Origin of the sequence: Curtobacterium flaccumfaciens, assembly GCF_018598405.1 — a bacterium.
In the GTDB taxonomy this organism is placed as follows: domain Bacteria; phylum Actinomycetota; class Actinomycetes; order Actinomycetales; family Microbacteriaceae; genus Curtobacterium; species Curtobacterium aurantiacum.
On the sequence record NZ_JAHEWS010000005.1, the window covers coordinates 1 to 22,963 of the forward strand.

Annotated in this window: 22 protein-coding genes; 12 read left to right on the plus strand and 10 right to left on the minus strand. The window is 72.0% G+C overall.

The genetic code is table 11. The annotated features are described in order from the left end of the window. Positions 1–207: 207 nt before the first annotated feature. Positions 208–1,086: a DUF4097 family beta strand repeat-containing protein gene (locus KK097_RS04390; protein ID WP_214528934.1), complete on the plus strand. Its 879-nt coding sequence runs from the start codon at positions 208–210 to the stop codon at positions 1,084–1,086. Then, positions 1,083–1,664 (plus strand): PadR family transcriptional regulator, encoded by a 582-nt coding sequence (locus tag KK097_RS04395; RefSeq protein WP_214528933.1) that lies wholly within the window; start codon positions 1,083–1,085, stop codon positions 1,662–1,664. The genes KK097_RS04390 and KK097_RS04395 overlap by 4 nt, the downstream gene beginning before the upstream one ends. 146 nt (positions 1,665–1,810) lie before the next feature. Here the strand turns inward: KK097_RS04395 and KK097_RS04400 are convergent, their stop codons facing one another. Further along, the gene (locus tag KK097_RS04400; RefSeq protein ID WP_214543833.1) at positions 1,811–2,263 is read right to left on the minus strand and encodes a MerR family transcriptional regulator; all 453 of its coding nucleotides are present in this window, start codon (positions 2,261–2,263) and stop codon (positions 1,811–1,813) included. 129 nt (positions 2,264–2,392) lie between these two features. Between KK097_RS04400 and KK097_RS04405 the strand changes: the two genes are divergently transcribed. The 4 genes from KK097_RS04405 to KK097_RS04420 all read left to right on the plus strand — a co-directional run bounded on the left by KK097_RS04405 (position 2,393) and on the right by KK097_RS04420 (position 6,366). Then, complete coding sequence (locus tag KK097_RS04405; protein ID WP_214543834.1) at positions 2,393–4,630, plus strand: APC family permease; 2,238 nt, start codon at positions 2,393–2,395, stop codon at positions 4,628–4,630. A gap of 11 nt (positions 4,631–4,641) precedes the next feature. Next, on the plus strand, positions 4,642–5,397 hold the full coding sequence (locus tag KK097_RS04410) for a hypothetical protein (protein WP_214543835.1): 756 nt from the start codon (positions 4,642–4,644) through the stop codon (positions 5,395–5,397). 132 nt (positions 5,398–5,529) lie between these two features. Then, positions 5,530–5,805 carry a DUF3072 domain-containing protein gene (locus tag KK097_RS04415; RefSeq protein ID WP_017886246.1) on the plus strand — a complete coding sequence of 92 codons (276 nt, stop codon included), beginning with the start codon at positions 5,530–5,532 and terminating at the stop codon, positions 5,803–5,805. Between the two features lie 120 nt (positions 5,806–5,925). Next, entirely contained in the window at positions 5,926–6,366 is a 441-nt protein-coding gene (locus KK097_RS04420; protein ID WP_214543836.1) for a DoxX family protein, read from the plus strand. Positions 6,367–6,494: 128 nt separating this feature from the next. On the opposite strand, the gene KK097_RS04425 is transcribed toward KK097_RS04420, so the two are convergent. Next, entirely contained in the window at positions 6,495–7,622 is a 1,128-nt protein-coding gene (locus KK097_RS04425; protein ID WP_214543837.1) for an NAD(P)-binding domain-containing protein, read from the minus strand. Between the two features lie 158 nt (positions 7,623–7,780). Between KK097_RS04425 and KK097_RS04430 the strand changes: the two genes are divergently transcribed. After that, positions 7,781–7,999, plus strand: coding sequence for a DUF3073 domain-containing protein (locus tag KK097_RS04430; RefSeq protein WP_017886249.1), 219 nt, complete (start codon positions 7,781–7,783; stop codon positions 7,997–7,999). A gap of 494 nt (positions 8,000–8,493) precedes the next feature. Here KK097_RS04430 and purM read toward each other — a convergent pair whose 3' ends face one another. Further along, positions 8,494–9,609, minus strand: coding sequence for a phosphoribosylformylglycinamidine cyclo-ligase (purM, locus tag KK097_RS04435; RefSeq protein ID WP_214543838.1), 1,116 nt, complete (start codon positions 9,607–9,609; stop codon positions 8,494–8,496). A gap of 74 nt (positions 9,610–9,683) precedes the next feature. Between purM and purF the strand changes: the two genes are divergently transcribed. Further along, a complete protein-coding gene (purF, locus tag KK097_RS04440; protein WP_214528925.1) occupies positions 9,684–11,141 on the plus strand; it encodes an amidophosphoribosyltransferase in 1,458 nt (485 codons plus the stop codon). 84 nt (positions 11,142–11,225) lie between these two features. Here purF and KK097_RS04445 read toward each other — a convergent pair whose 3' ends face one another. Beyond that, a complete protein-coding gene (locus KK097_RS04445) occupies positions 11,226–11,627 on the minus strand; it encodes a hypothetical protein (RefSeq protein ID WP_214528924.1) in 402 nt (133 codons plus the stop codon). 108 nt (positions 11,628–11,735) lie between these two features. Here KK097_RS04445 and KK097_RS04450 point away from each other — a divergent pair, with 108 nt between their 5' ends. Continuing rightward, a complete protein-coding gene (locus KK097_RS04450) occupies positions 11,736–14,324 on the plus strand; it encodes a LuxR C-terminal-related transcriptional regulator (protein WP_214543839.1) in 2,589 nt (862 codons plus the stop codon). Between the two features lie 311 nt (positions 14,325–14,635). Here the strand turns inward: KK097_RS04450 and KK097_RS04455 are convergent, their stop codons facing one another. Beyond that, entirely contained in the window at positions 14,636–15,007 is a 372-nt protein-coding gene (locus KK097_RS04455; RefSeq protein ID WP_214543840.1) for a sterol carrier family protein, read from the minus strand. A 57-nt stretch (positions 15,008–15,064) separates the two neighbouring features. Between KK097_RS04455 and purD the strand changes: the two genes are divergently transcribed. Continuing rightward, positions 15,065–16,333: a phosphoribosylamine--glycine ligase gene (purD, locus tag KK097_RS04460; RefSeq protein WP_214543841.1), complete on the plus strand. Its 1,269-nt coding sequence runs from the start codon at positions 15,065–15,067 to the stop codon at positions 16,331–16,333. Then, complete coding sequence (locus KK097_RS04465; RefSeq protein ID WP_214528920.1) at positions 16,330–17,199, plus strand: phosphoribosylaminoimidazolesuccinocarboxamide synthase; 870 nt, start codon at positions 16,330–16,332, stop codon at positions 17,197–17,199. Before purD ends, KK097_RS04465 begins: the two co-directional genes overlap by 4 nt. A 193-nt stretch (positions 17,200–17,392) precedes the next feature. On the opposite strand, the gene KK097_RS04470 is transcribed toward KK097_RS04465, so the two are convergent. Beyond that, a complete protein-coding gene (locus KK097_RS04470) occupies positions 17,393–18,607 on the minus strand; it encodes a PP2C family protein-serine/threonine phosphatase (RefSeq protein WP_214543842.1) in 1,215 nt (404 codons plus the stop codon). An 88-nt stretch (positions 18,608–18,695) separates the two neighbouring features. On the opposite strand from KK097_RS04470, the gene KK097_RS04475 reads away from it, so the two are divergent. Further along, the gene (locus KK097_RS04475) at positions 18,696–19,013 is read left to right on the plus strand and encodes a hypothetical protein (RefSeq protein ID WP_214543843.1); all 318 of its coding nucleotides are present in this window, start codon (positions 18,696–18,698) and stop codon (positions 19,011–19,013) included. Here the strand turns inward: KK097_RS04475 and KK097_RS04480 are convergent. The 4 genes from KK097_RS04480 to KK097_RS04495 form a co-directional block, all read right to left on the minus strand. Then, entirely contained in the window at positions 18,994–20,610 is a 1,617-nt protein-coding gene (locus KK097_RS04480; RefSeq protein ID WP_214528917.1) for an MFS transporter, read from the minus strand. The two genes, KK097_RS04475 and KK097_RS04480, sit on opposite strands and share 20 nt — an antisense overlap. Positions 20,611–20,817: 207 nt before the next feature. Next, the gene (locus KK097_RS18575; RefSeq protein ID WP_214543844.1) at positions 20,818–21,645 is read right to left on the minus strand and encodes a helix-turn-helix transcriptional regulator; all 828 of its coding nucleotides are present in this window, start codon (positions 21,643–21,645) and stop codon (positions 20,818–20,820) included. Then, the gene (gene lepB, locus KK097_RS04490) at positions 21,642–22,286 is read right to left on the minus strand and encodes a signal peptidase I (RefSeq protein WP_214543845.1); all 645 of its coding nucleotides are present in this window, start codon (positions 22,284–22,286) and stop codon (positions 21,642–21,644) included. The genes KK097_RS18575 and lepB overlap by 4 nt, the downstream gene beginning before the upstream one ends. Continuing rightward, positions 22,283–22,858, minus strand: coding sequence for a hypothetical protein (locus KK097_RS04495; protein WP_214528914.1), 576 nt, complete (start codon positions 22,856–22,858; stop codon positions 22,283–22,285). Before KK097_RS04495 ends, lepB begins: the two co-directional genes overlap by 4 nt. Positions 22,859–22,963: the final 105 nt, after the last annotated feature.

The following is a 22,963-nucleotide window of genomic DNA, read 5'->3' on the forward strand; positions in this document are numbered from 1 at the left end:
CTGGAGGCCCACCCCGCCCCCGCCACGCCCGCTCCGTGAGCAGGAATGGTCGGGTCCACGGCGCCGACCCGACCATTCCTGCTCACGATCCGCCCGGCAGTCGCCCGGCAGTCGCCCGGCAGTCGCCCGGCGACCCTTGCGGCGAGGGTGAACGCGATATAGCGTGACCTCCACAGACGCGATACATCGCGAGTTTCAGGAGGCAACATGGCGCAGGAGAAGTGGCTCGTCGACGAGCCCAAGGTCATCGACACCGGCATCGTGCGCACCGTGCGCATCGGGCTCGTCGGTGGGCAGGTGGACGTCGTCGCGCACGACGAACCCACGGCCCGGGTCGAGGTCCACAGCGTGTCCGGCAAGCAGATGCTCATCGAGGTCGACGGCGACACCCTCACCGTCGACCACCCCCAGGTCCGGTGGGACGACCCCATCGGGTTCCTGAAGTCCTTCCGCGGCAAGGCCCACGCCGACGTCAGCATCCTGGTCCCCCGCGACGCCGGCATCACGCTCGGTGTCGTCTCGGCCGGTGCACTGCTGTCCGGCACGAACCGCGGCGCGACCCTCAACACGGTGTCCGGCGACCTGGTCGTCGACGGTGTGGCCGGTGACGTGACCGTGAACGCCGTCTCGGGCGCCACGACGATCCGCGACCTCGACGGCGCCCTCGCGGTGCACACCGTCTCCGGTGACGTCGTGGCCACCGGCGAGATCCCGCGGTTCCAGGCCGACGGCGTCTCGGCCGACGTCGTGCTCGACCTGCACGGGGTCCCCGAGTCCGCCCGCATCAACACGGTGTCCGGCTCGGTGAGCGTCCGGCTCGAGGACGGCGTCGCCTACAAGTGCACGGTCAACACCGCCACCGGCAAGCTGCAGTTCGACGACGCCGAGATCCGCGGCGTGCGTGGCTCGTACGTCAAGCAGGGCGGCGAGCTGTCCGGCCAGTGGCTCGACCTGCGCGTGAACTCCGTCTCCGGTGACATCGCGGTGCTGCACGCCCCGCCGGTCGCCGAGCCGGCACCCCCGACGGCTCCGAGTACACCGACGGCTCCGACCGCCCCGACGAACGAGAGCGAGGTGCCCGAATGAGCCCCGTCTTCGCCCACGGCCACCTGCGCCTCTACCTGCTCGTCCTGCTCGCCGACCACCCCATGCACGGCTACGAGCTCATCCAGGCACTCGGCGACCGCTTCGGCGGCACCTACGTGCCGAGCGCCGGCACCGTCTACCCCCGGCTCGCGAAGCTCGAGGACGACGGCCTCGTCACGAAGACCGCCGACGGCCGCAAGACCGTCTACGCGATCACGGACGCCGGCCGCGCCGAACTCGCGGCCCGCGCCGACGAGATCGCCGCGGTCGAGTCCGGGGTCAGCGACTCGGTGAAGTCCCTGGCCGACGGCGTGCGAGCCTCGGTCGGCGAGGCCATGCGGTCTCTCCGGGCCGACCTGGCGGCCGCAGCCGAGAGCCCGGCCACCGGTCCCGCCGAGGAGCCCGTGTCCGTGCCGTCGGACAGCGCCCGCGCCCTGCGCGAGCTCGAGATGGCACTGTCGTCGTTCCGGCAGCAGGTGCGTGCGGACCTCCGTCGTCGGGCGACCCGCGGCACGCTCGGTGCGGACACCGTGACGCGCCTGCGCGACGGCCTGGAGGCCCTGCGCAAGTCGCTCTGACGACCCGCGGCCGACAGACGGTGGCGACCAGGGCCTCCCGGCCGTCACCGCGACCACCCGCGGTCGCGACCGACACCGCCCGCGGAACCAGGTTCCGGACACAGCGCCGTGCAGATGCGCGGTGTGGTGTCCGGAACCTGGTTCCCTCACCGCCCCGGAACCGGTGACTCGACGGCCGACACCCGCGTCGGCGCGAAGCCGGCGAACGCGTCGACCGCCGTCAGGCGCTCGCCGTGCTCGATCCGCGTCACGGTGGTGCGCACGGCCGCCAGCTGTCGCGCCAGACGGTCCCGTTCGCGCTCGAGCCACGCGAGGTGCGCCGCGAGGGCCGTGAGGTCGTCGCCCTCGGTGTCGAGCCGCCGCGCGATCTCCGGCAGGCCGAGCCCGAGCCGGCGCAGCAGCAGGATGCGCTGCAGGCGCACGAGCGCGCGGTCGTCGTAGCGGCGGAGGCCACCCGCTCCGACCGCGGTGGCCGGCAGCAGCCCGATGGCCTCGTAGTGCCGCAGCGTCCGGCTCGAGATGCCGGCGGAACGCGCCACTTCGGTGATCCCGTGGGGCGCTTTCGCAGCTGCGTCGTCCGGGCCTGTCGATGCGCTCATGCTGGGACTGTAGTGCTTGACGCCGCGTCAACCGCAAGGGGTTCCCGGCACCCAGCGTCGAGCGCCCGTGGTCACCCGGGAATGTGCGGCAGGCGAACCGTGTTGACTCGCGCCCGGAACTGAGTAGGTTTGCCGCTCGTGACGAACGAGATCCGGTCGTTGAAAGCACGACTGATCGGGGATCCCCTCCCCTCTGAGAAGCTCGAAGGACAGCTCCTCCCGAAGCACCTGGCCCTGCCGATCTTCGCGAGTGACCCGCTGTCCTCTGTCGCGTACGCGCCGCAGGAACTCCTGATGATCCTGCTGCTCGGCGGCATGGCCTTCCTGACGTTCGCACCGTGGGTCGCCGCGCTCGTCGTGCTGCTGCTCGTCGTGGTCGTCGCGTCGTACCGGCAGCTCATCAAGGCGTACCCGTCCGGCGGTGGCGACTACGAGGTGGCGCACCGGAACCTCGGCGAGAAGGCCGGGCTGGTCGTCGCGAGTGCACTGCTCGTCGACTACGTGATGACGGTGGCCGTGTCGGTCGCCTCCGGTGTCGACAACATCATCTCGGCGCTCCCGATGCTCGACCACTTCCGCGTCGAGCTCGCCCTGCTGTTCGTCGTGCTGCTCGCCGCCGCGAACCTGCGCGGCGTGCGGGAGTCGAGCAAGGCGTTCGCGATCCCCACCTACCTGTTCGTGGCGAGCGTCTTCGTGATGGTCGTGACCGGGCTCGTCCGGGTCGCCGCCGGCAACGCCCCGGTCGCCGAGTCGGCCGCGTACACCGTGCAGAACGTGGAGCACACGACGCAGGCGGCGTTCATCCTGCTGCTGCTCCGGGCCTTCGCCTCGGGCTGCTCGGCCCTGACCGGCGTCGAGGCCATCGCGAACGGCGTGCAGGCGTTCCGCCGGCCGAAGATCAAGAACGCGCAGGCCACCCTGGTCGCGATGGGCGGCATCGCGATCGTCCTGTTCATCGGGCTCATCACCCTGGCGCTCGTGTCGCACGTGCACTACGCCGAGCGCGCCTGCGACCTGCAGGGGTTCGCGAACTGTGCGACCACGCCGCAGCGCTCCCTCATCGCGCAGATCGCGGCGGCGACGTTCGGCAACAACTCGGTGCTGTTCTTCGTGATCCAGGCGACGACGGCCGCGGTCCTGCTCCTCGCCGCGAACACCGCGTTCAACGGGTTCCCGCTGCTCGGCTCGATCCTGGCGCGCGACTCGTACGCCCCGAAGGCCCTGTCGACCCGCGGCGACCGGCTCATCTACTCGAACGGCGTCATCGTCCTGGCCCTCGTCGCCGCGGCGCTGCTCGTGGTCTACCGGGCGAACGTCACGAGCCTCATCCAGCTCTACATCATCGGTGTCTTCGTGTCGTTCACGCTCGGACAGACGGGCATGGTCGTGCACTGGACACGACTGCTCCGAGCAGACCGGGACGGGACGGTGCCCGCGGGTGACCCTGCCGTGAACCGCGGGCAGGTCGTCCGCTCCCGCACGATCAACGCGATCGGCGCGACCTTCACCCTCGTGGTGCTCGTCATCGTCACGATCACGAAGTTCACCCACGGTGCATGGCTCGTGTTCCTGATCATGCCGGTGCTGTACGTGCTCATGCTCGGCGTGAACCGCTACTACCGCGACGTCTCGCACGAGATCGAGGCCGACGTCGAGACGAAGTTCGGCGCCACCGGTGACCACGCGATCGTCCTGGTGAACAAGCTGCAGAAGCCGGTGCTCAAGGCGCTCGACTACGCGGTCGCCGCCGAGCACGCGAGCATCGAGGCGGTGCACGTCGCGATCGACGACGCCGAGTCCCAGCGCCTGCGCGACCAGTGGGCGGAGTACGGCATCCAGGTGCCGCTGACCATCGTGCCGAGCCCGTACCGCGACATCTCGATGCCCCTCATCAAGTACATCAAGGCGCACCGGGCCGAACACGGCTCCGAGGTCGTCACCGTCTACACCCCGATCTTCATCGTCGGGCACTGGTGGGAGGGTCTGCTCCACAACCACCGGGGCCGCCGCATCCGCAAGAAGCTGCTGCTCGTGCACGGCGTCACCGTGGCCCTGGTGCCGTGGCTGCTCGACTCGTCCGAGCTGCTGTACGGCCGCCGTTCCCGCCCGCTGCCCGGCCAGGAGCGCCGCGGCGAGCCCGTCCGACCGCCGCTCCGCCGCCCCGCGCAGCCCGGTTCGTCGGCCGAGGCCGCCGCCTCGGCTTCGGCCGAGGACCGCCTGCTCCGGTCCGCCGAACGCAACAGCATCCAGCCGCGCCGCGCGACCCGTCCGGCCGGCCCCGCCGAGGGCGTCGACCCCGCGCTCTGCACGGGCGAGATCCACGCCCTCGTCCCCTCCCCGCCGCGACGGGGAGCCGACGAGTCGTAGCATGTGACCCCATGACCATCAGTGACCTGCGGACGTTCGCCACGTTCGACGGACACGGCGGCAAGGTCTCGAAGCGCGTCGAGGTGCTCGACCACGAGCCGCCGGCCGGCAGCCCGCTCGAAGGGCTCGTCGCCGTGCGGGGCGAGCACCCCCTCGGCGCGCTCGACGAGCGGGCCGCCGACGACTCCGCCGCACTCTCGCGCGGGGTGCCGAGCGTCGGCTGGGTCGACCCCGCTGCACTCCGTGACTGGTACCGCCCCGACCGCGTGGTCCTCACCCGGCTCGAGGCCCGGCAGTCGGGCATCGAGCCGGGGCTCTACGCCGACTCCCGTGGGCGCGGTCGCGTCCGGATCGACGGTCTGGAGGCACACCTCGCCCCCGACGGTCGGCCCGCCTTCCGTGCACTGGCCGGACCCACCGACGAGCCCGTCGTCGACGTGCCGCTGCCGACCGACCAGGCGGTCCGCCTGGTCGCCGTGCGCGCGGTCGACGAGGGCCTCGAGGTCGTCACCGCGCCCGTGTCCCCGTTCCTGCAGCCCGGCGAGCACCCGGCGTACGACGACGACGTGGTCGGGCTGCCCCCACGGCCGGCCAGCGGGCACGTCCGGGTGACGGCGTCGGTGCTGCTCGACGGCGAGCTGCACGAGGTCGACCGGATCGACGAGCGTGCCGCGACGATCTGGATCCGGCGGGACGACCGGGTGGTGCCGATCGCGTCGAGCGCCGTCGGGGCCGACCTGGTCCGGTACGCCGCCGCGCCCGTCTGACCCGCGGTGTCGGGGACGGCTGCGCGCCGCTTCGGTGGGCGGTCATGCGCCGCTCCGGCGGTGGATCGCTCGCCGCTTCGGGGGACGCCGCTGCTGCGTGCCGTGACGGGGGTGCGGCGTACCGTCGCGGACATGAGTGACGCAGACCGCGACCAGCAGCAGACCCCGGACGCACCGATCCAGGGCGAGACCCTCGGCGGCCCCCGACCCGACCCCTCCACCGACGCGAGCAAGGATCCCGAGCAGTGGGTCACCGGCGACGAGCCGATGACCGGACCGCAGCGCAGCTACCTCGACACCCTGGCCCGTGAAGCCGGCGAGGAACTCCCGGCCGACCTGACCAAGGCCCAGGCGTCGGAGCACATCGACCGCCTCCAGCAGCAGACGGGCCGCGGCGCCGATTCCTGAGCAACGGTCCGCCCTTCGGCGGACCGTTGTCTGTGCATGCTCTGGGCATGTACTGGCGAAGCGCGGTCAGTCCCCTGTTGGAGGGACATCGATGACGCGTCACCGGATAGCTTCGTGGCCATGCGAACGACATCGACCTCCATCGGCCTGACCGCGCTCCGCATCGTCCTCGGGGTGGTGTTCATCGCCCACGGGGCCCAGAAGTTCGCCCAGGGCATCCCGAACGTGGTGCAGGGCTTCTCGGGCATGGGTGTGCCCCTCGCCGAGGTCGCCGCACCCCTCGTCGCCGGGCTCGAACTCGTCGGCGGGGTGCTCCTCGTGCTCGGCGTCGCGACCCGCGTCGTCGGTGTGCTGCTGGCCGTCGACATGGTGGCCGCCGGATTCCTCGCCCATGCCTCCGCGGGCTTCTACTCGCAGGACGGCGGGTTCGAGTACGTGCTCGTGCTCGCGGTGGCCTCGCTCGCCGTGGCGCTGACCGGGCCCGGGCGGTTCTCGGTCGACGCCCTGTTCCTCAAGTCGTCGCGCCGTCGTCGTGGCGTCGAGGAGCCCCTGCCCGCCTGAGCCGCGCGTCCCGGTTTCGTCTGGTGCGAGGTTCCGTACTCGGTGCGAGCTCGCGAGGGCCGCACCGGGAACGGAACCTCGCACCGTTCACGTGGCCCCTCGCACGGTGCGAGGGGGCGTGCGTCCGGTCAGCTCGCCAGCGCGTCCATGACCTGGCGGGCGATGCGCCGTCCGGCGCGGTTCGCACCGATGGTTGACGCCTGCGGGCCGTAGCCGGCCAGGAACAACCGCGGCTCCTCCGCCGACCGGCCGTCCTCCACGACCACACCCCCGGCCGCGGTCCGCAGGTGCAGCGGGGCGAGGTGTCGCAGGTCGGCGCGGAACCCCGTGGCCCAGATCACCGCGTCGGCGTGCACGTGGGTGCCGTCCGCGGCGACCACGCCGGTCGCGTCCATCCGCGTGAACATCGGCTCGTCCCGCAGCGCGCCCCGCTCGATGCCCGCACGGATCCGTCGCGACACCGGGACCCCGGTGCCGCTGACGATGCTCGGCAGGACCTCGCCGGCGCGGGCAGCCCGGTCCTGTTCGTCGACGGCGGCCACCGCGGACTCCACGTCGAGCGACGCCGTACCCGCCCACACCATCGGACGACGGGTGAACCAGTGCGTCGATCGGGCCACGCCGTCGAGCTCGAGCAGGAAGCCGATCGCGCTCGTGCCCCCGCCCACCACCACGACGTCCTGGCGGGCGAAGTCGGTGGCGCTCCGGTACTCGGTCGTGTCGACCTGGCGCCCGCGGAACGCGTCGCGACCCGGGTACCACGGTACGAACGGTGTCCCCCAGGTGCCGGAGGCGTTCACCACGACGTCCGCGTGGATCCGGCTGACCGCGCCGTCCGCGCTCCGGGTCGTCACGCACAAGCCCGCGCTCACCGCTCCCTCGTCCTCGATGCGCGAGACGGACGTCACCGTGACGGGACGTCGCACCCGCAGGTCGTAGTGCTGCTCGAACCGCCGGTAGTACTCGCCGACGACGTCCCGCGCGGGCCGCGACCGGTCGGCGTCGTCGAACTCCAGGCCCATGGCCCGCATGCCCGGCAGGTCGTGCACGCGGTGGGCTGCTCCGAGCCGCAGGGCCTCCCACCGGAACTGCCACGCCCCGCCCGTGCTCGGTGCGCGGTCGAGGAGCACGAGGTCGCTGCCGGGAGTGAGCCCGAGCCGGCGCAGGTGGTATCCCACCGAGAGCCCCGCCTGCCCCGCACCGATCACCACCACGCGGGCGTGCTGGTCGACCGGGGTCTCGAGGGGTTCCGTCATCACTTCGATTCTGCTGTGCGGGCCAGCCGTCGCGCGACGTCCAGATCGAGGTACATGGTAGAGTGATCGGCAGATTTCAAACCACGAACCGTCTGGTTCCCCGAGTGATCTTCCGTCATTCGCCAGGACCGGACCAGAGCCGAACGAGGGGGTCACGCATGGGGCGCGGCCGTCAGAAGGCGAAGCACACCAAGGTCGCCCGTGAGCTGAAGTACTTCAGCCCGCAGACGAACTACGGTGCGCTCGAGCAGGAGCTCTCCGCCGGACAACACTCCGACGAGAACTACGTCGACCGTTGGGCGGACCAGTACGGTCCGGAACCGGCGGAAGACGAAGACGAGTTCGAGACCCAGGCAGACCAGAACAAGTCCGCCTGACCTCTCTCGCAGTCACGCCGCGCAGCCCTCGGGCAGCGCGGCGTTTCCGCGTGCCCGGACACGCGTCGGCGCGCTCGGGTCCCGGCCTCGAGTGGTCAGGACTCCCCGCGTGCACGATGCCGAGCGGTCACAACCCGTCGGTTGCAGGCCCGCCAGGCGACGGTTCGTGACCACGCACCGCACGCACCACGGCGAGCCGGTTGCGCGCCCGGGTCCCAGCCCCCAGCCCCGAGTGGTCACGACTCCCCGTGCGCACGACGCCGAGCGGTCACAACCCGTCGGTTGCAGGCCCGGCAGGCGACGGTTCGTGACCATGCACCGCACGCATCACGGCGAGCCGGTTGCGCGCCCGGGTCCCAGCCCCGAGTGGTCACTACTCCCCGCGTGCACGACGCCGAGCGGTCAAGAACCGACGGCTGCGGGCCCGCCGAACGACGGTTCGTGACCACGCACCGCACGCAGAACGGCGCGGCGGCAGCCAGCCGCGCAGCGGGTCAGGCCGCGTAGCTCCCGACGAGCCGGACCGCGCCGCCGTCGACGCCCTTGGCTCCCTGCTCGAAGCCGGTCAGGTCGCGCGCCGACGTCGCGATCGTGCCGACGGGCCACGTCGGCATCCCCGCGGCACCGAGCGACGCGATGACCTCCGTCGCAGCACTGGCCGAGACGACGGCGAACATGCCGATGCCCAGGTTCCAGGTGCCCTCGGTGTCCTCGATCGGGGTGCCGGCCATGTCGGCCAGGACCCGGAAGACCGGGAGCGGCTGCCAGGTCGAACGGTCGACCTCGACCCAGGAGCCGACGGGCAGCACGCGCGCCAGGTTCGCCGCGATGCCACCGCCGGTCACGTGCGAGAGCGAGTGCACGGCGCCCGGGTGCTGCTCGAGCAGGGCCAGGAGCGGTGCGGTGTACAGGCGGGTCGGTTCGAGCAGGGCTTCGCCGACGGAGACCGCGCCGCCGAACCCGGCACCGCTCAGCTCGGCCAGCTGGTCGGTGAACCCGACGCCCCGCGACGCCAGGATGTGGCGCACGAGCGAGTAGCCGTTCGAGTGCAGACCCGACGACTCGATCGCCAGGACCACGTCGCCGTCCTGCACCAGGTGCGCGCCGAGCTGCGCGTCGGCCTCGACGACACCGGTCGCGGCACCGGCCACGTCGTAGTCGTCCGGGCCGAGCAGCCCTGGGTGCTCGGCGGTCTCGCCGCCGACCAGGGCGGTGCCGGTCTCCGAGCAGCCGCGGGCGATGCCGGCGACGATGTCGGCGATCCGGCCCGGCACCACGCGACCGCAGGCGATGTAGTCCGTCATGAAGAGCGGCTTCGCGCCGACCACGACGATGTCGTCGACGACCATGCCGACCAGGTCCTGCCCGATGGTGTCGTGCTTGTCGATCGCCTGCGCGATGGCGACCTTGGTGCCGACGCCGTCCGTCGAGGTCGCGAGCAGCGGGTGTGAGAAGTCCTTCAGGAACGACACGTCGTAGAGCCCGGCGAACCCGCCGACGCCACCGAGGACCGAGGCGTTGTGGGTGGCCGCGACCGCGGACTTCATCAGTTCGACGGCCAGGTCACCGGCAGCGGTGTCCACTCCGGCTTCGGCGTACGGGTTGGGCATGCGGAGTCCTTCGCGGTGACATGGCAGACTTGTGCGGTACCCCCCGATTCTACTGATCTGGAGCACACCCGCGAATGTGCGGCATCGTCGGCCTTGTTGCGCAGGGCCCCGCCAACCAATCCATCTACGACGCACTGCTCCTCCTGCAGCACCGCGGGCAGGACTCGACGGGCATCGCCACGGTCGAGGGTCACGTGCACCACATGCACAAGACCCGCGGCCACGTGCGCGAGGCGTTCCGGACCCGGGACATGCGCGCCCTCCTCGGCACCATGGGCCTCGGACACGTCCGCTACGCCACCAAGGGTGCCGCGACGAACGAGGAAGAAGCCCAGCCGTTCTACGTGAACGCGCCGTACGGCATCGTCCTCGTCCACAACGGCAACCTCACCAACACGCGGGAACTCACGCGTGAACTGTTCGACATCGACCGTCGCCACCTGAACACGACGAGCGACACCGAGCTCCTGGTGAACGTGCTCGCGCACGAGCTGCAGGGCCAGGTCCGCGGGGCGAACCTCGACCCCGGCCAGGTCTTCGACGCCGTCGAGCGCGTGCACGAGCGGGTCGAAGGCTCCTACGCCACGATCGCGACCATCGCCGGGCACGGGCTGCTCGCCTTCCGTGACCCGTTCGGCATCCGCCCGCTCATCCTCGGGCACAAGTTCGACGAGGCCGGGCAGCCCGAGTGGGTCGTCGCGAGCGAGTCGCTCGTGCTCGAGTCCGGCGGCTACGAGATCGTCCGCGACATCGCCCCGGGCGAGGCCGTCTTCATCGAGATGAACGGTCAGATGCACGCCCGCCAGTGCGCCAAGAACCCGCGCCTGGTGCCGTGCTCGTTCGAGTACGTCTACCTGGCCCGTCCGGACTCGGTGATGAACGGCATCTCGGTCTACGAAGCGCGTCTGCGTCTCGGTGACCGTCTCGCGGACACCATCGAGCAGTACGCGCCGACCGGTGACATCGACGTGGTCATGCCGATCCCGGACTCCAGCCGTCCGGCGGCGATGCAGGTCGCGCGGAAGCTCGGCATCGAGTACCGCGAGGGCTTCTACAAGAACCGCTACGTCGGCCGGACCTTCATCATGCCGGGCCAGGCGGAGCGCAAGCGTTCGGTGCGCCAGAAGCTCAACGCGATGTCCTCGGAGTTCAAGGGCAAGAACATCCTGATCGTCGACGACTCGATCGTCCGCGGCACCACGAGCCGCGAGATCGTCGAGATGGCGCGGGCCGCCGGCGCGAACGAGGTCACGTTCACGAGCGCGGCTCCCCCTGTCCGGTTCCCGCACGTCTACGGCATCAACATGCCGACGCGCGACGAGCTCATCGCGCACGACCGGAAGATCCCGGAGATCAACCGCGTGCTCGGCAGCGACCACCTGATCTACCAGGAGGTCGCGGACATGCGTGACGCCATCATCGAGGGCTCCGACGTGACGGACCTCGAGATGAGCTGCTTCACGGGCGAGTACGTCACGGGCACCGTGAGCCCGGAGTACCTGTCCTGGGTCGAGGCGAACCAGCTCAGCTAGGTCGCGTCCAGGACGCGACCAAGAGGAGGACTGGAGGCCCGGTGCCAGCTGGCACCGGGCCTCCAGTCCGTCTGCTGGTCGCGGCTACGGCCGCTGGTCACCGTGGTCGTCGAGCTCGCCGTCCACCGTCTCCGGCGGCAGTTCGACCTCGACGCGCTCCGCCGTCAGGCGGGCCGACCGCCGGGCGTAGACCCGGTCGAGGACGATGGCGATGACCGCGCCGACGAAGGCGCCGATCGTGACGCCCCACAGGCTGAAGTACCCCACGAGACTGCCGAAGCTGGTGTCGTCCTGCTGGCCGCCGAGGTTCATGGTGAGGGTGATGACGACGAGCGTCACGAGGAAGCCGAGCACGGCACCGCCGACGATGAACACGCCGAACTTCGGGGCACGGCGGATGGTGACCTCGTCGGGGGTGGAGACCGCGCTGGGAGCCGGCGCCGGCGTGGGGAGCGGCTGCTCGTCGGGTTGATCGGTGGTGCTCACCCGTCCATTGTCCCCCACTGTGGGACGTCCCGCGGCCTGTGCGCGGCGACCGATCCGGGGGAGGATGGTCGCTACTGGTCGGTATCCCAAGCGGAGGAGGTGTGTCGGATGCGTGAGCGAACGGCCTCTGCCCGCGGTCGGCGACCGGCGTCTCCCGCCCGCGTCGCCTGGCCCGTCGCCCAGCGCGTGGAGGAGGACCGCGCCGTCGCCGTCGTCGCCGAGCACCGCTGGAGCGTCGCGATCGTCGGCGCGCCCGGTCTCGGCAAGAGCACCGCTGCGGCACGGGTCACCGACCGGGTCGCCGGCCGTGACGGCACCGGTCGCACCGTCGTCGTGCCGATCACGGCGGTCGCCGCGAGTCGCTCGATGCCCTTCGGCGCCTTCGCCGAGCGCTTCGGTGAGTTGCCGGCGTCGATCTCGGAGCTGTCCGACGACACCAGCGCCGAGCAGCGGTTCCGGGCGATCGAGGACCTCGTCGACCGCGACGTCCTGCTCCGCGTGGACGACGCCGACCACCTCGACGCGATCTCCGCGCGCTACGTCGCCTGGCTGGTCCGCCGCCAGGGCGCCCGGCTCGTCCTGACCTGCCGCGACTTCACGGCGCTCCCCGAACCACTCCGCGCGCTGTGGCAGGACGACCTGCTGGAGCGCATCGACCTGCAGCCGCTCGCCCTGCACGAGACCGGCGCGCTCGTGGCCGAGGCGCTGGGCTCACCGCTCGAGAACGCCTCCGCGGAGCGCGTCCACCGGGCCACCGCGGGCAACCCGCTGTACCTGCGCGAGGTCGTCCGTGCGGCGCGGGCCTCCGGCGCACTCGACCACACGGCGAGCGGGTGGTACTGGCGCGGCCGGGTGACCGCGTCGGACAGCCTCGCCGACATGTACCGCACGGAGCTCGGGTCGCTGCCGGAGGACCTCCGTGACGTCGTCGACATCGTCGCCCTCGCCGACCCGATCCCGCTCGCCCGACTGCTCGGCCTGGTCAGCGGCGGGGACGTCGACCGTGTCGTCGCGCTCGGGCTCGTCCGCATCGACTCGCTCGAGGACGGTGCCGCGGTCGTCCGACCGTCGCACCCGCTCGTCGGCGAGGTCATCCGCACCCTCGTGCCGGTGGCCCGACGCACGGCGCTGTTCGCCCGCGCCAACGCCTTCCGTACCGACCGTCCCGAGGGCGCACCGCCCGCCGCACGCCTGCGAGCCGCACTGTGGTCGCTCGAGTGCGGGGTCCTGCCGTCGGTCGACCAGCTGCTCGACGCGGCCCAGGTCGCGGTGCGCCTGCAGGAGCACGAGAGTGGGATCGCCCTCGCCTCGGCGGCCCTCCGCACGACGCTCACGCCCACCGAGCAGGTGACCGCGCACTGCCTCCGATCGCTGGCGCACTCGTACTCCGACGGCCGTGAAGCCGGGCGTGCGGACGCCGAGGCGGCGTGGGGCGTCGCGAAGCAGCACGTGCCCGAGGTCACCGACGAGGCCGTCATCGAGGCGTGCGAGACCCTCGCCAACATCCGGCAGTTCCACGACGACGACGTCACGGCAGCGGTGGCCCTGACCGACGCCGCCACGCGACTGGTGTCGTCCGCCGACGCGGTCGAGCGTCTGCGGCTGCTGCGGATGGCGCACCTCGGCTGGGCCGGTGACTTCACCGAGGTCCGCGCCGAGATCGAGCGCAGCGGCATCGTGCACGCCCCGACGATGCCGATGTCCTTCCTCGCCGTCGCGCCCTGCGCCGTGATGGCCCTGGCGACGGCCGGCCGGCTGGACGACGCCGCCGCACTCGGTCGCCGCGCCCTGGCGACCGCCGTGGCACACGTCGAGGACGCCCCGTGGAGCGTCGGCGAGAACGCCTCCGTCCTGCACCAGGCGCAGATGTGGCGCGGCGACATGGACGACCTGATCACCGAGGTGCCGGCGGGACGGTCCAGCCCGTACCTGAAGTACGACTTCACGCTCGAGCTCATCGGTCAGGGCAACCTGGCGATCGCGCAGAGCCGCTGGGACGACGCCGTCGCGGCGTTCTCGGCGGCGTGCGAGCGGTACGACATCGCCGACCACGGCGGGTTCGCGGCGTACCCCTGGGCGCGCCTGGCCCTGGCGCACGCGTACGCCGGTCACACGGAGGCGGCGACCCGGGCGCTCGAGCGTGCTCGGACCACGCCGCCCCGGGCGATGCGGATCACCGGCGAGCAGGTGGCCGTGTCGATCGCCTGGACCGAGTCCGTCCTCGGCAACCCGGCCGGACTGCAGCACGCCGACGAGATCATCGAACGCAGCACGGCGAACGGTTCGTGGACGCACGTCATGTACGGCCACGCCCTGCACTACGCCGTGGGCGTCCTGAACGGCCGTGACACCTCGGGGTCGCTGGAACGGATGCGCGCGGCAGCGGCCCGGGTCGACGGACCACTCGCCGGCGCGATCGTGGAGTACGCCGACGCGGTGCAGGCCGACGACCGCACCCGGGTCATCGCGGCGCAGGGGCTGCTCGCCTCGCACGGTGTCTCGGTGTCCGCCGGGCGCACGAGGCCGGCGTTGACGAAGCGGGAGTACGAGGTCGCCGAGCTCGCCGCCCACGGGCTGAGCAACAGGCGCATCGCGGAGTCGCTCGGCCTGTCGACCCGCACCATCGACGCGCACCTGTCCCGGGTCTTCTCGAAGTGGGACCTGCACGCGCGGTCGGAGCTCAGCGAACTGCTCTGACGGGATCGGGGCGTGGCGGCCCGATCCGCGTCGGCGACTGCTGTCATCGGTGTCGGGCGACTGCTGTCGTCGGCGTTGGGCGACTGCTGTCGCGCACGCAAGAACGTTGCGGACTGCAGCACGACGCGCCGCCGCGATTGACACGTCACGCGGAACATCGCGTACCTTGGTCCCTGTCGCCGGGTTCGGACCCGTTCGGGTCGGGTCCGAATCCCGGCGACTTCAAGCTTAGGAACGCGATCGATGCGGGCGCATCGGTAAGCACTACCTAATTCGCGGAGCAGGCAACCAACGCCGCCGACCGGTCCTGGTCAGTTGCCGGGAGCGGGTAGCCGGACCGGCAGGAACGCCGTCAGGTCCGCGCGGGATCCCGAGGCGCTGACGCGCGACTGCGCGACCGCCTCGGCCCAGGTGAGCTCGCCGGACGCGAGCGCCAGCCAGGTGGTGGCGTCGGTCTCGACGACGTTCGGCGGCGTGCCACGCGTGTGCCGAGGGCCGGGCACGGCCTGGACGGCGGCGAACGGCGGCACCCGCACCTCGACGCTGTCGCCCGGCACCTCGTCCGCCAGGCACTGCAGCGTCCAGCGCACGGCGGTCGCGACCGCCGGTCGAGCCGTCTCCCCGCCACGCACCGCGGCCAGTGCTGCACGGCCGTCGGCGTCCTCGATCCTCCTGGGTGGCATCTCCACAGGCTAGCCCTCGCATCGCGGGCGGCGAGTCGGGCTGGGTAGGGTGATCGGGTGCGAATCCTCGTCCTCGGTTCCGGTGCCCGCGAGCACGCGATCATCACGGCCCTCCTCGCTGAGCATGCGGGTCACGTCATCACGGCAGCGCCCGGCAACGCCGGCATCGCCGCCGACGTCGAGACCGTCTCCCTCGACCCCACCAACGGTGCGCTCGTCGCCGAGTACGCGATCGAGAACGACGTCGAACTCGTCGTCGTGGGTCCGGAGGCCCCGCTCATCGCCGGTGTGGCCGATCCGGTGCGCACACGGGGCATCCCGGTGTTCGGTCCGGGCAAGGCCGCCGCCCAGCTCGAGGGCTCGAAGGCGTTCGCCAAGCGGATCATGGGCGAGGCCGATGTCCCCACGGGGCGTCCGATCTCCGCCGGGACCGTGGACGAAGCCGTCGCCGCGATCGACGAACTCGGCGCACCGTACGTCGTCAAGGCCGACGGACTCGCAGCCGGCAAGGGCGTACTCGTGACCGACGACCGTCAGGCCGCGATCGACCACGCCACCTACTGGCTCCAGCACGGACACGTCGTGGTCGAGGAGTTCCTCGACGGCGAAGAGGTCTCGTTGTTCTTCCTGAGCGACGGACACGACGTCCGCGCGCTCAGCCCCGCGCAGGACTACAAGCGCCTCGCCGACGGTGACCTCGGCCCGAACACCGGCGGCATGGGCGCCTACTCGCCGCTGCCGTGGCTCGCCGACCGCTGGCCGTCCGAGCAGGCCTTCGTCGACGAGGTCACCGACCTCGTGGCCCTGCCGACGGTCCGCCGCCTCGAGCACGAGGGCACGCCGTTCGTCGGGCTCCTGTACTGCGGGCTCATCGTCACCGAACAGGGCGTCCGCGTCATCGAGTTCAACGCACGCTTCGGCGACCCGGAGACGCAGGTCGTCCTCCCCCGCCTGGCGACCCCGCTCAGCGCACTCCTGCTCGCCGCGGCCACGGGGCAGCTCGGCGCCGTCCCCGCTCCGGTGTTCCGCGACGAGGTCGCCGTGACCGTCGTCCTGGCCAGCGAGGGCTACCCGGAGAACCCGCAGACCGGCCGGCCGATCACCGGCATCGACGACGCGAACGCCCGCGACGGCGTCTCCGTCGCACACGCCGCGACCGCCGTCCTCGACGACACGCTCATCGCCACCGGCGGCCGGGTGCTCAGCGTCGTCGCGACCGGGTCCGACTTCGCCCAGGCCCGCGAGCGCGCCTACGCCGGACTCGGCGACATCACGCTCGACGGCGCACAGTTCCGCACCGACATCGCCGCGAAGGTCACCCGGTGACCGCCCCCGCCACGATCGACGGCTGGCGGCACGTCTCCTCCGGCAAGGTCCGCGAGCTCTACGTGCCCGCCGGCACCGCAGACATCGCGAGCGCCACCGAGCTGCTGCTCGTCGCCTCGGACCGCGTGAGTGCCTACGACTTCGCGCTCGAGCCACCGATCCCCGGCAAGGGCGAGCTGCTCACCCGCCTGTCGCGGTTCTGGTTCACGCAGTTGAGCGACGTGCCGAACCACATCATCGGTCCGTCCTCGGGCGGGACACCGGTGCCCGCCGAGGTCGAGGCACGGTCGATGCACGTCATGCCGCTCACCATGTTCCCCGTCGAGTGCGTGGTGCGCGGGTACCTGGTCGGCAGCGGCTGGGCGGAGTACCAGGAGACCGGCAGCGTCTGCGGTGTCGCGCTCCCCGACGGGCTGTCGAACGGCGACCGCCTGCCCGAGCCGATCTACACGCCGGCGTACAAGGCGCCGCAGGGCGAGCACGACGAGAACATCTCGTACGAGCAGACCGTCGACCTCGTCGGGGCCGAGACCGCTGCCACGCTGCGCGAGCTCTCGCTGCACGTCTACACCGAGGCAGCGGCCATCGCGCTCGACCGTGACGTCGTGATCGCGGACACCAAGTTCGAGTTCGGGCAGGACGCCACCGGCCGGATCCGCATCGCGGACGAGGTCCTGACGAGCGACTCCAGCCGCTACTGGGACGCCCGGTCCACCGACCGCACCGACTCGTTCGACAAGCAGATCGTGCGGGACTGGCTCAGCGCCCACTGGGACCGCCAGGGCACGCCGCCGGTGCTCCCGGACGAGATCGTCGAGCGCACGGCTGCGCGCTACGCCGAGCTGATCGAGCGCCTCGGCGCCTGACGACGCGCCCGGTCGGTGCGTGGTGCCGCCCGGCCAACGGTCACGACACACCGCTCAGCTCCGGCGGGCGGTCACGAACCGTCGCCCGAGGCCCCGCCGACCGACAGTTCGCGACCACTCGGCGCCCCACGCACGACACGTCACGACCACTCGCCGCACGACGGGCGACGAGCCGGCGACAGTTCTCGACCGCTCAGGCCCCGAGCGCGTCGCGCGCCACCACGACGACGGTCAGGTCGTCGCCCGGGTCGTGCTCCAGGACCCGCGCGCGCACCCGCTGCAGGAACGTCTCGACGTCCGGGGACTCCCGGTACAGGGAACCGAGCTCCGACAGCGACGCGAGCGTTGAGTCCCAGAGTTCGAGCGCGCCGTCCGTCACGACGATGAGCACGTCACCGGGCCGGAGCACGAGCGACCCGGCTGCGCGCGGCATCCCCGCGGGGTGCAGCCCGATCGGCAGGTCCGACGACCGCAGGATCCGTTCGGCACCGTCGTCGCGGAGCTGCAGCACGAGCCCGTGGCCGGCGTCGGCGAAGTCGAGACGTCCGGTGGACGGGGTCAGCCGTCCGTGGAACATCGTCGCGAAGGACTCTGCACGGCTGAGTTCCGGGGCGACCTGCGCCTCGAGCTCCGCGACCGCGACGCCCGGCTCCAGGTCACCGCGGGCGAGCAACCCGCCGCGGATGTTCGCCGCGAGGAGCCCGGCGGACATGCCCTTGCCCATGACGTCCGAGACGGTCAGGTGGATCGAGTCCTCGCCGGAGCGGTGCCAGTCGTGGAAGTCTCCGGAGACGAGCCCATGCGGGATCGACACACCCGTGATGCGGTACCCGGGCACCTTGACCGCTCTGGGCTCGAGGCCGTTCAACACGGTTCGCAGCCGGTCCTCGTCGGCGCCGGCGAGCAGTTCGCGCTCTGCCCAGACCCCGAGTTCCTGGAGCAGGGCGAGCTCGTCGGCGTCGAGGGTGCGGGGCTCGGGGTCGATCAGGCAGAGGGTGCCGATCTTCACGTCGTCGTCGCCGGCACGGAGCCCGACCCCGGCGTAGAAACGGACGTTCGGGTCGCCGACGACCATCGGCATCTCGGCGTACCGGTCGTCCGCACGGGCGTCGGGCACGACGACGGGCTCTCGCTGGCCGAGCGTCCGCCCGCAGAACGTGTCCTGCAGCGGGATCACCGGGTCGAAGACGGTGTCGCTCTGCTGCGACTTGATCGTCAGCGTGGTCTCGCCCGCCAGGTTGAGGAACGAACCGGACACACCGAGGGCTTCACGGGCGATCCGCGTGATCCGTTCGAACCGTTCCTCGACCCCAGCGTCGACGACGTCGAGCGCCGCGATCAGGGCCGCTCGCCGGATCGCTTCGGCCCCGGTCGACGCGGGCACGGACATCGCGGTTTCCGGCTGCATGCTCCCACGGTAACGCGCTGAACGGACAGGTCCTGTCCCCAGTCCGGAGGGCGCAGATCCTCGGGCGCGGCGGTCTACCCTGGTCGTCGTGATCCGAGTCGTCCCCGCAACCGTCCTCGGCGTGGCCGCCCTCCTGGCACTGACCGGCTGCGGTGCCCACGACTCCACCGGCCGGGTCTCGGTCACGGTGTCGTCGATCGCCGCCGACCACCCCTACGAGGTCAAGGTCTTCGCGTCCACCGGCAAGCTCTCCGAACACCAACGCGTGTTCCCGGGCGGCACGGCGGACTTCGCGGGCGTCCCGCTCGGCGAGGTCACGGTCCGCGCCGGTGACCTGTGCCCGCAGACGACCGAGGTCTCGAGTGGCTCGGTCGCGACGGTCACCCTCACGACGACGGGCTGCTGACCCCGACCGCGACGAGGTGCTCGACGCGCGGTTCACCGGCGACCTCGCGCACGGCCTGCAGGGTCCGGGCGTCGTCCCCGGTCTGGCGGACCTCGTGCTGGTCGACGTGCTCCTGCCACGACCCCACCCGGAACGCCTCGACCCAGGCGTCCGGTCCGGATGCGGCGTCCCGGTACAGGTTCCAATCGCGTGCTCCGGTCCGCCGACGGCTCCGGCCGAGCCGGGCGGCACGCGTGCGGAACTCGTCGACGGCCTCCGCTGGCACGGTCCAGTGCAGCAGCACGAGGGTCTCCCCCGTCTCCGCACCGCGGCCGTCCGGCACGAAGGCGTCGTCCGCGAACGGCATCGGGGTGGCGGTGCGCTGCCGGTCGGTGAGCACGGGGAACCCGGACACGAACAGTGCGGTGGCGCTCAGGGCGGTGAGGACACCGGCACCGGCGAGCACGCCGGTGACACCGAGCGGCGTGGCGACCGCGCCGGCCACCGCCGCACCGATCGCCGTGCAGCCGAAGAGCACCAGCTGGTACGCGGCGAGCCCGCGGGTCCGGACCCAGGCGGGCAGGAACGCCTGCACCGTGCCGTTCAGGGTGGTCACGACGGCGATCCAGGCCACTCCACCGATCAGGAGCGCGACCAGGACGACCGCCAGCACCGGGACGAGCGCGACGACCGCGGTGCAGAGTCCGAACACCACCGAGGCGACCCCGACCGTGCGGCCGATGCCGAGCCGTGCGCGGACGGCCGGCATCACGAACGCACCACCGACCGATCCGGTGCCGACCGCGGCCAGGAGCAGTCCGTACCCGCCGGACGACAGTCCGAGCGACCCGTCGGCGACGAGTGGCAGGAGCGCCCACAGCGCGTTCGCCGGCACCATGAAGACGGCCAGCTGCACGAGCAGCCGGCGGACGACCGCGGCGTGCAACACGTACCGCAGGCCCGCGCGGGTCGCGTCGATGAACGGCTCGGCCCGGGTCTCCGGGCGCTGGTAGCCGCGCCAGGCCACGAGCACCACCAGGAAGAGTGCGAACGACAGTGCGTTCGCGGCGAACACGAACGGCACGCCGAGCTGCGCGATCACCACACCGGCGAGCGCGGGGCCGATCGCCCGGGCGACGTTGACGCCGACCGAGCTCAGCGCGGCGGCGTCGGTGATCGCCGCCCGCGGGACGATCTCGGGCACGAGCGCCTGGTACGCGGGCAGCTGGAGCGCGGACGCCGTGCCGAGCAGGAACGTGACGGTGAGCAGGAGGGCCGGGGTCATGCCTCCGGTCGCGGTGAGCACGGTCATCGCGACGCCCACGACCACCTGGAACGCCTGCACGCCGATGAGCAGTCGCCGCCGGTCGACGAACTCGCCGATCACCCCGGCGGGGATCCCGACGAGCAGCACCGGCAGGCTCGAGGCCGTCTGCACGAGGGCGACGACGACGGGCGCGGCGTGCTCGTCGATGAGCAGCCACTGCGCGCCGACGGTCTGCATCCAGCTGCCGATGTTGCTCACCAGGGCCGCGATCCACAGGGCGCGGAAGACCGGGATCGCGAGCGGCGCGAGGGCGCCGCCGCGGGGTGCGGGGGTGGTGCGTTCCGTGGTCACGTCGCCTCCTGCGGTGGAGTGGGGACGACCGGGAGGCGCGGTGCGCGTCGGACGCGCGCCGTGCCTCCGTGCCGTGGTCGCGTCACGCTCGGAGTGGCGACTCCGGGCAGGATAGCCGGAATCCGCAAACTCCGAGCGCGCCGCGGTGCTCGGGAGCGGCCAGCGGGTGCGCCGAGGGGAGCGCAGCGAGCCGAGCCGCTCGGGGGATCACCGCACCGGCTGGTCCGGTCGGACGGCGCTCCGTTCGATGGTCTCGTGCGGCCGCTCCCCGAACCGCACCCGGTAGTGCGCCGCGAACCGCCCCAGGTGCGTGAACCGCCAGCGCCGGGCGACCTCGCCGACGAGCAGCGTGCGGGAGCCCGACCGTCCGAGTTCGAGGTGCACCCGGTCGAGCCGGACCTCGCGCAGGTACTCCATGGGGGTGACCCCGAGGCGGCGGCGGAACAGGTCCTGCACCCCGCGCTCGCTCAGGTCGCAGGCCGCGGCGATGTCGGCGACCGTCAGGACCCGGTCGGCGTGGTCGTGGACGAATCCGATCGCCCGCCGCATCCGGTCCGCGACGTCCGACCGCGACCGGGTGAAGGTCGAGAGCACCACGGTGGCGATCCGCCGGTTCAGGGCGGCCCGGTCGTCGGCGGGCAGCGCGGGGTCGAGGATGCGCCCGGAGACCTCGCGCAGCACCGCCCGCAACGGTTCGAGCGCGGGATCGGCGGCGTCCGGCTGGCGGAACACCGAGGACGCCCCGGTGTCAGCGAGCAGTGACGGCGACAGGTGCAGGAGCGTGGTGGCGGTCGCGTCGGTCTCGAAGCCGTACGCGACGGACGCCGAGAGCATCATCGGCCGCTCGGCACCGACCTCCCAGTGCTCGCCGTCGTCCGCCGTCAGGCTGGCCCGGCCGTCGGCGAGCCAGAACACGACGTGGTCGGGGCGCGGCCCGATCGTGCCCGACCGCGCTCCCGGCGTGGCGATGCGGTGGATCGACAGGTCGTCGTCACCGCCGGTCTCGTAACGGAACCCCTCGTCGTCGATGGTCACCGCGACGGCACGCGGTCCCACTCGTCGCCGTACCGGGACAGCACCGTCCACCGCGAGATCGGCCACGTGGTCACGAAGGCGCGCCCCACGACGTCGTCGACCGGCACGGTGCCGTGCACCCGCGAGTCGGCGGAGTCGTACCGGTTGTCGCCCATCACCCAGATGCGGCCCTTCGGCACGGTGACGTCGAAGTCCTCCGCCGCCACGCGGTCCGACCCGGGCTCGTGCACGACGTAGGGCTCGTCGACCGCGTGCCCGTTCACCGACAGGCGACCCTGGGCGTCACAGCACGACACCGTGTCGCCCGGCAGGCCGATGACCCGCTTGATCAGGTCGTCGCCCTGGCCCATCCCGAGCCAGCCGCCCGGGTCCTCGAACACGACGACGTCACCGCGCTGCAGCGGCACGACCCCGGGGACGAGTTCGTTGACGAGCACCCGGTCCCCGATCAGCAGGGTGTTCTGCATCGAGGCCGAGGGGATGTAGAAGGACCGGACCAGGTACGCCTTCACCAGGAAGGACGCCAGGAGTGCCACGACGACGATGATGACGAGGTCGCGCAGGAAGCGCAGACCGCCGCGCTTCGGCTCGGTCTCGGCGTGGTGGGTGGCGTTGTCGGCCGGTGCGTGCGTGTCGCTCAATGCGTCAGCACCACCTTGACGAGACCGATCACGAACGCCACCGCGGCCAGCACGATCCCGCCCCACAGGCCGAGGAACGTCGGCTGCTTCCCGCTGAACCGCTGCATGAACACGCCGACCAGCCCGATGCGCACGACCAGGATCACGGTCGCCGCGATCTGCGCCCACTCGGCCGGGAGCCAGCCGATCCAGGCCGCCGCGTAGAGGACCGCCGGGATGAGCCCCGAGGTCGCGATCGGGTTGGCGTTGCGGACGATCGTCGCGACGGAGTCCCGGCGGGCGGCACGCTCGTCGTCGCCCTCGGCACCGTCGTCACCCAGGCCGTGCGCGACGAGGTGCGCCAGCACGTGCGCCAGGTAGGTCAGCACGGCGGTCGCCAGGACGGTCGCCACCGCGGCCCCGTGGTGGATCTGCTCCGGGTTCACCGCGATCGCGACCGCGAGCACGGTGATGTTGCCGTAGATGTACGACGACATCCGGTCGCGCACGTGCTCGAGCGGCAGGTCGCGGGGGTCCGGACGGCCGCCTCGGGGTCCGTGCCCCGGTCGGGACGGCCGTCGTGTGCGTGGCATCCGTCCATCTTGGCCCCTGCGGTCGGCTGTCCGCCGACAGGACACCGGATGCGATGGCCACGCGGACGGCCGGTTCCGGCAGACTGGGGACCGATCGGCGCGAGG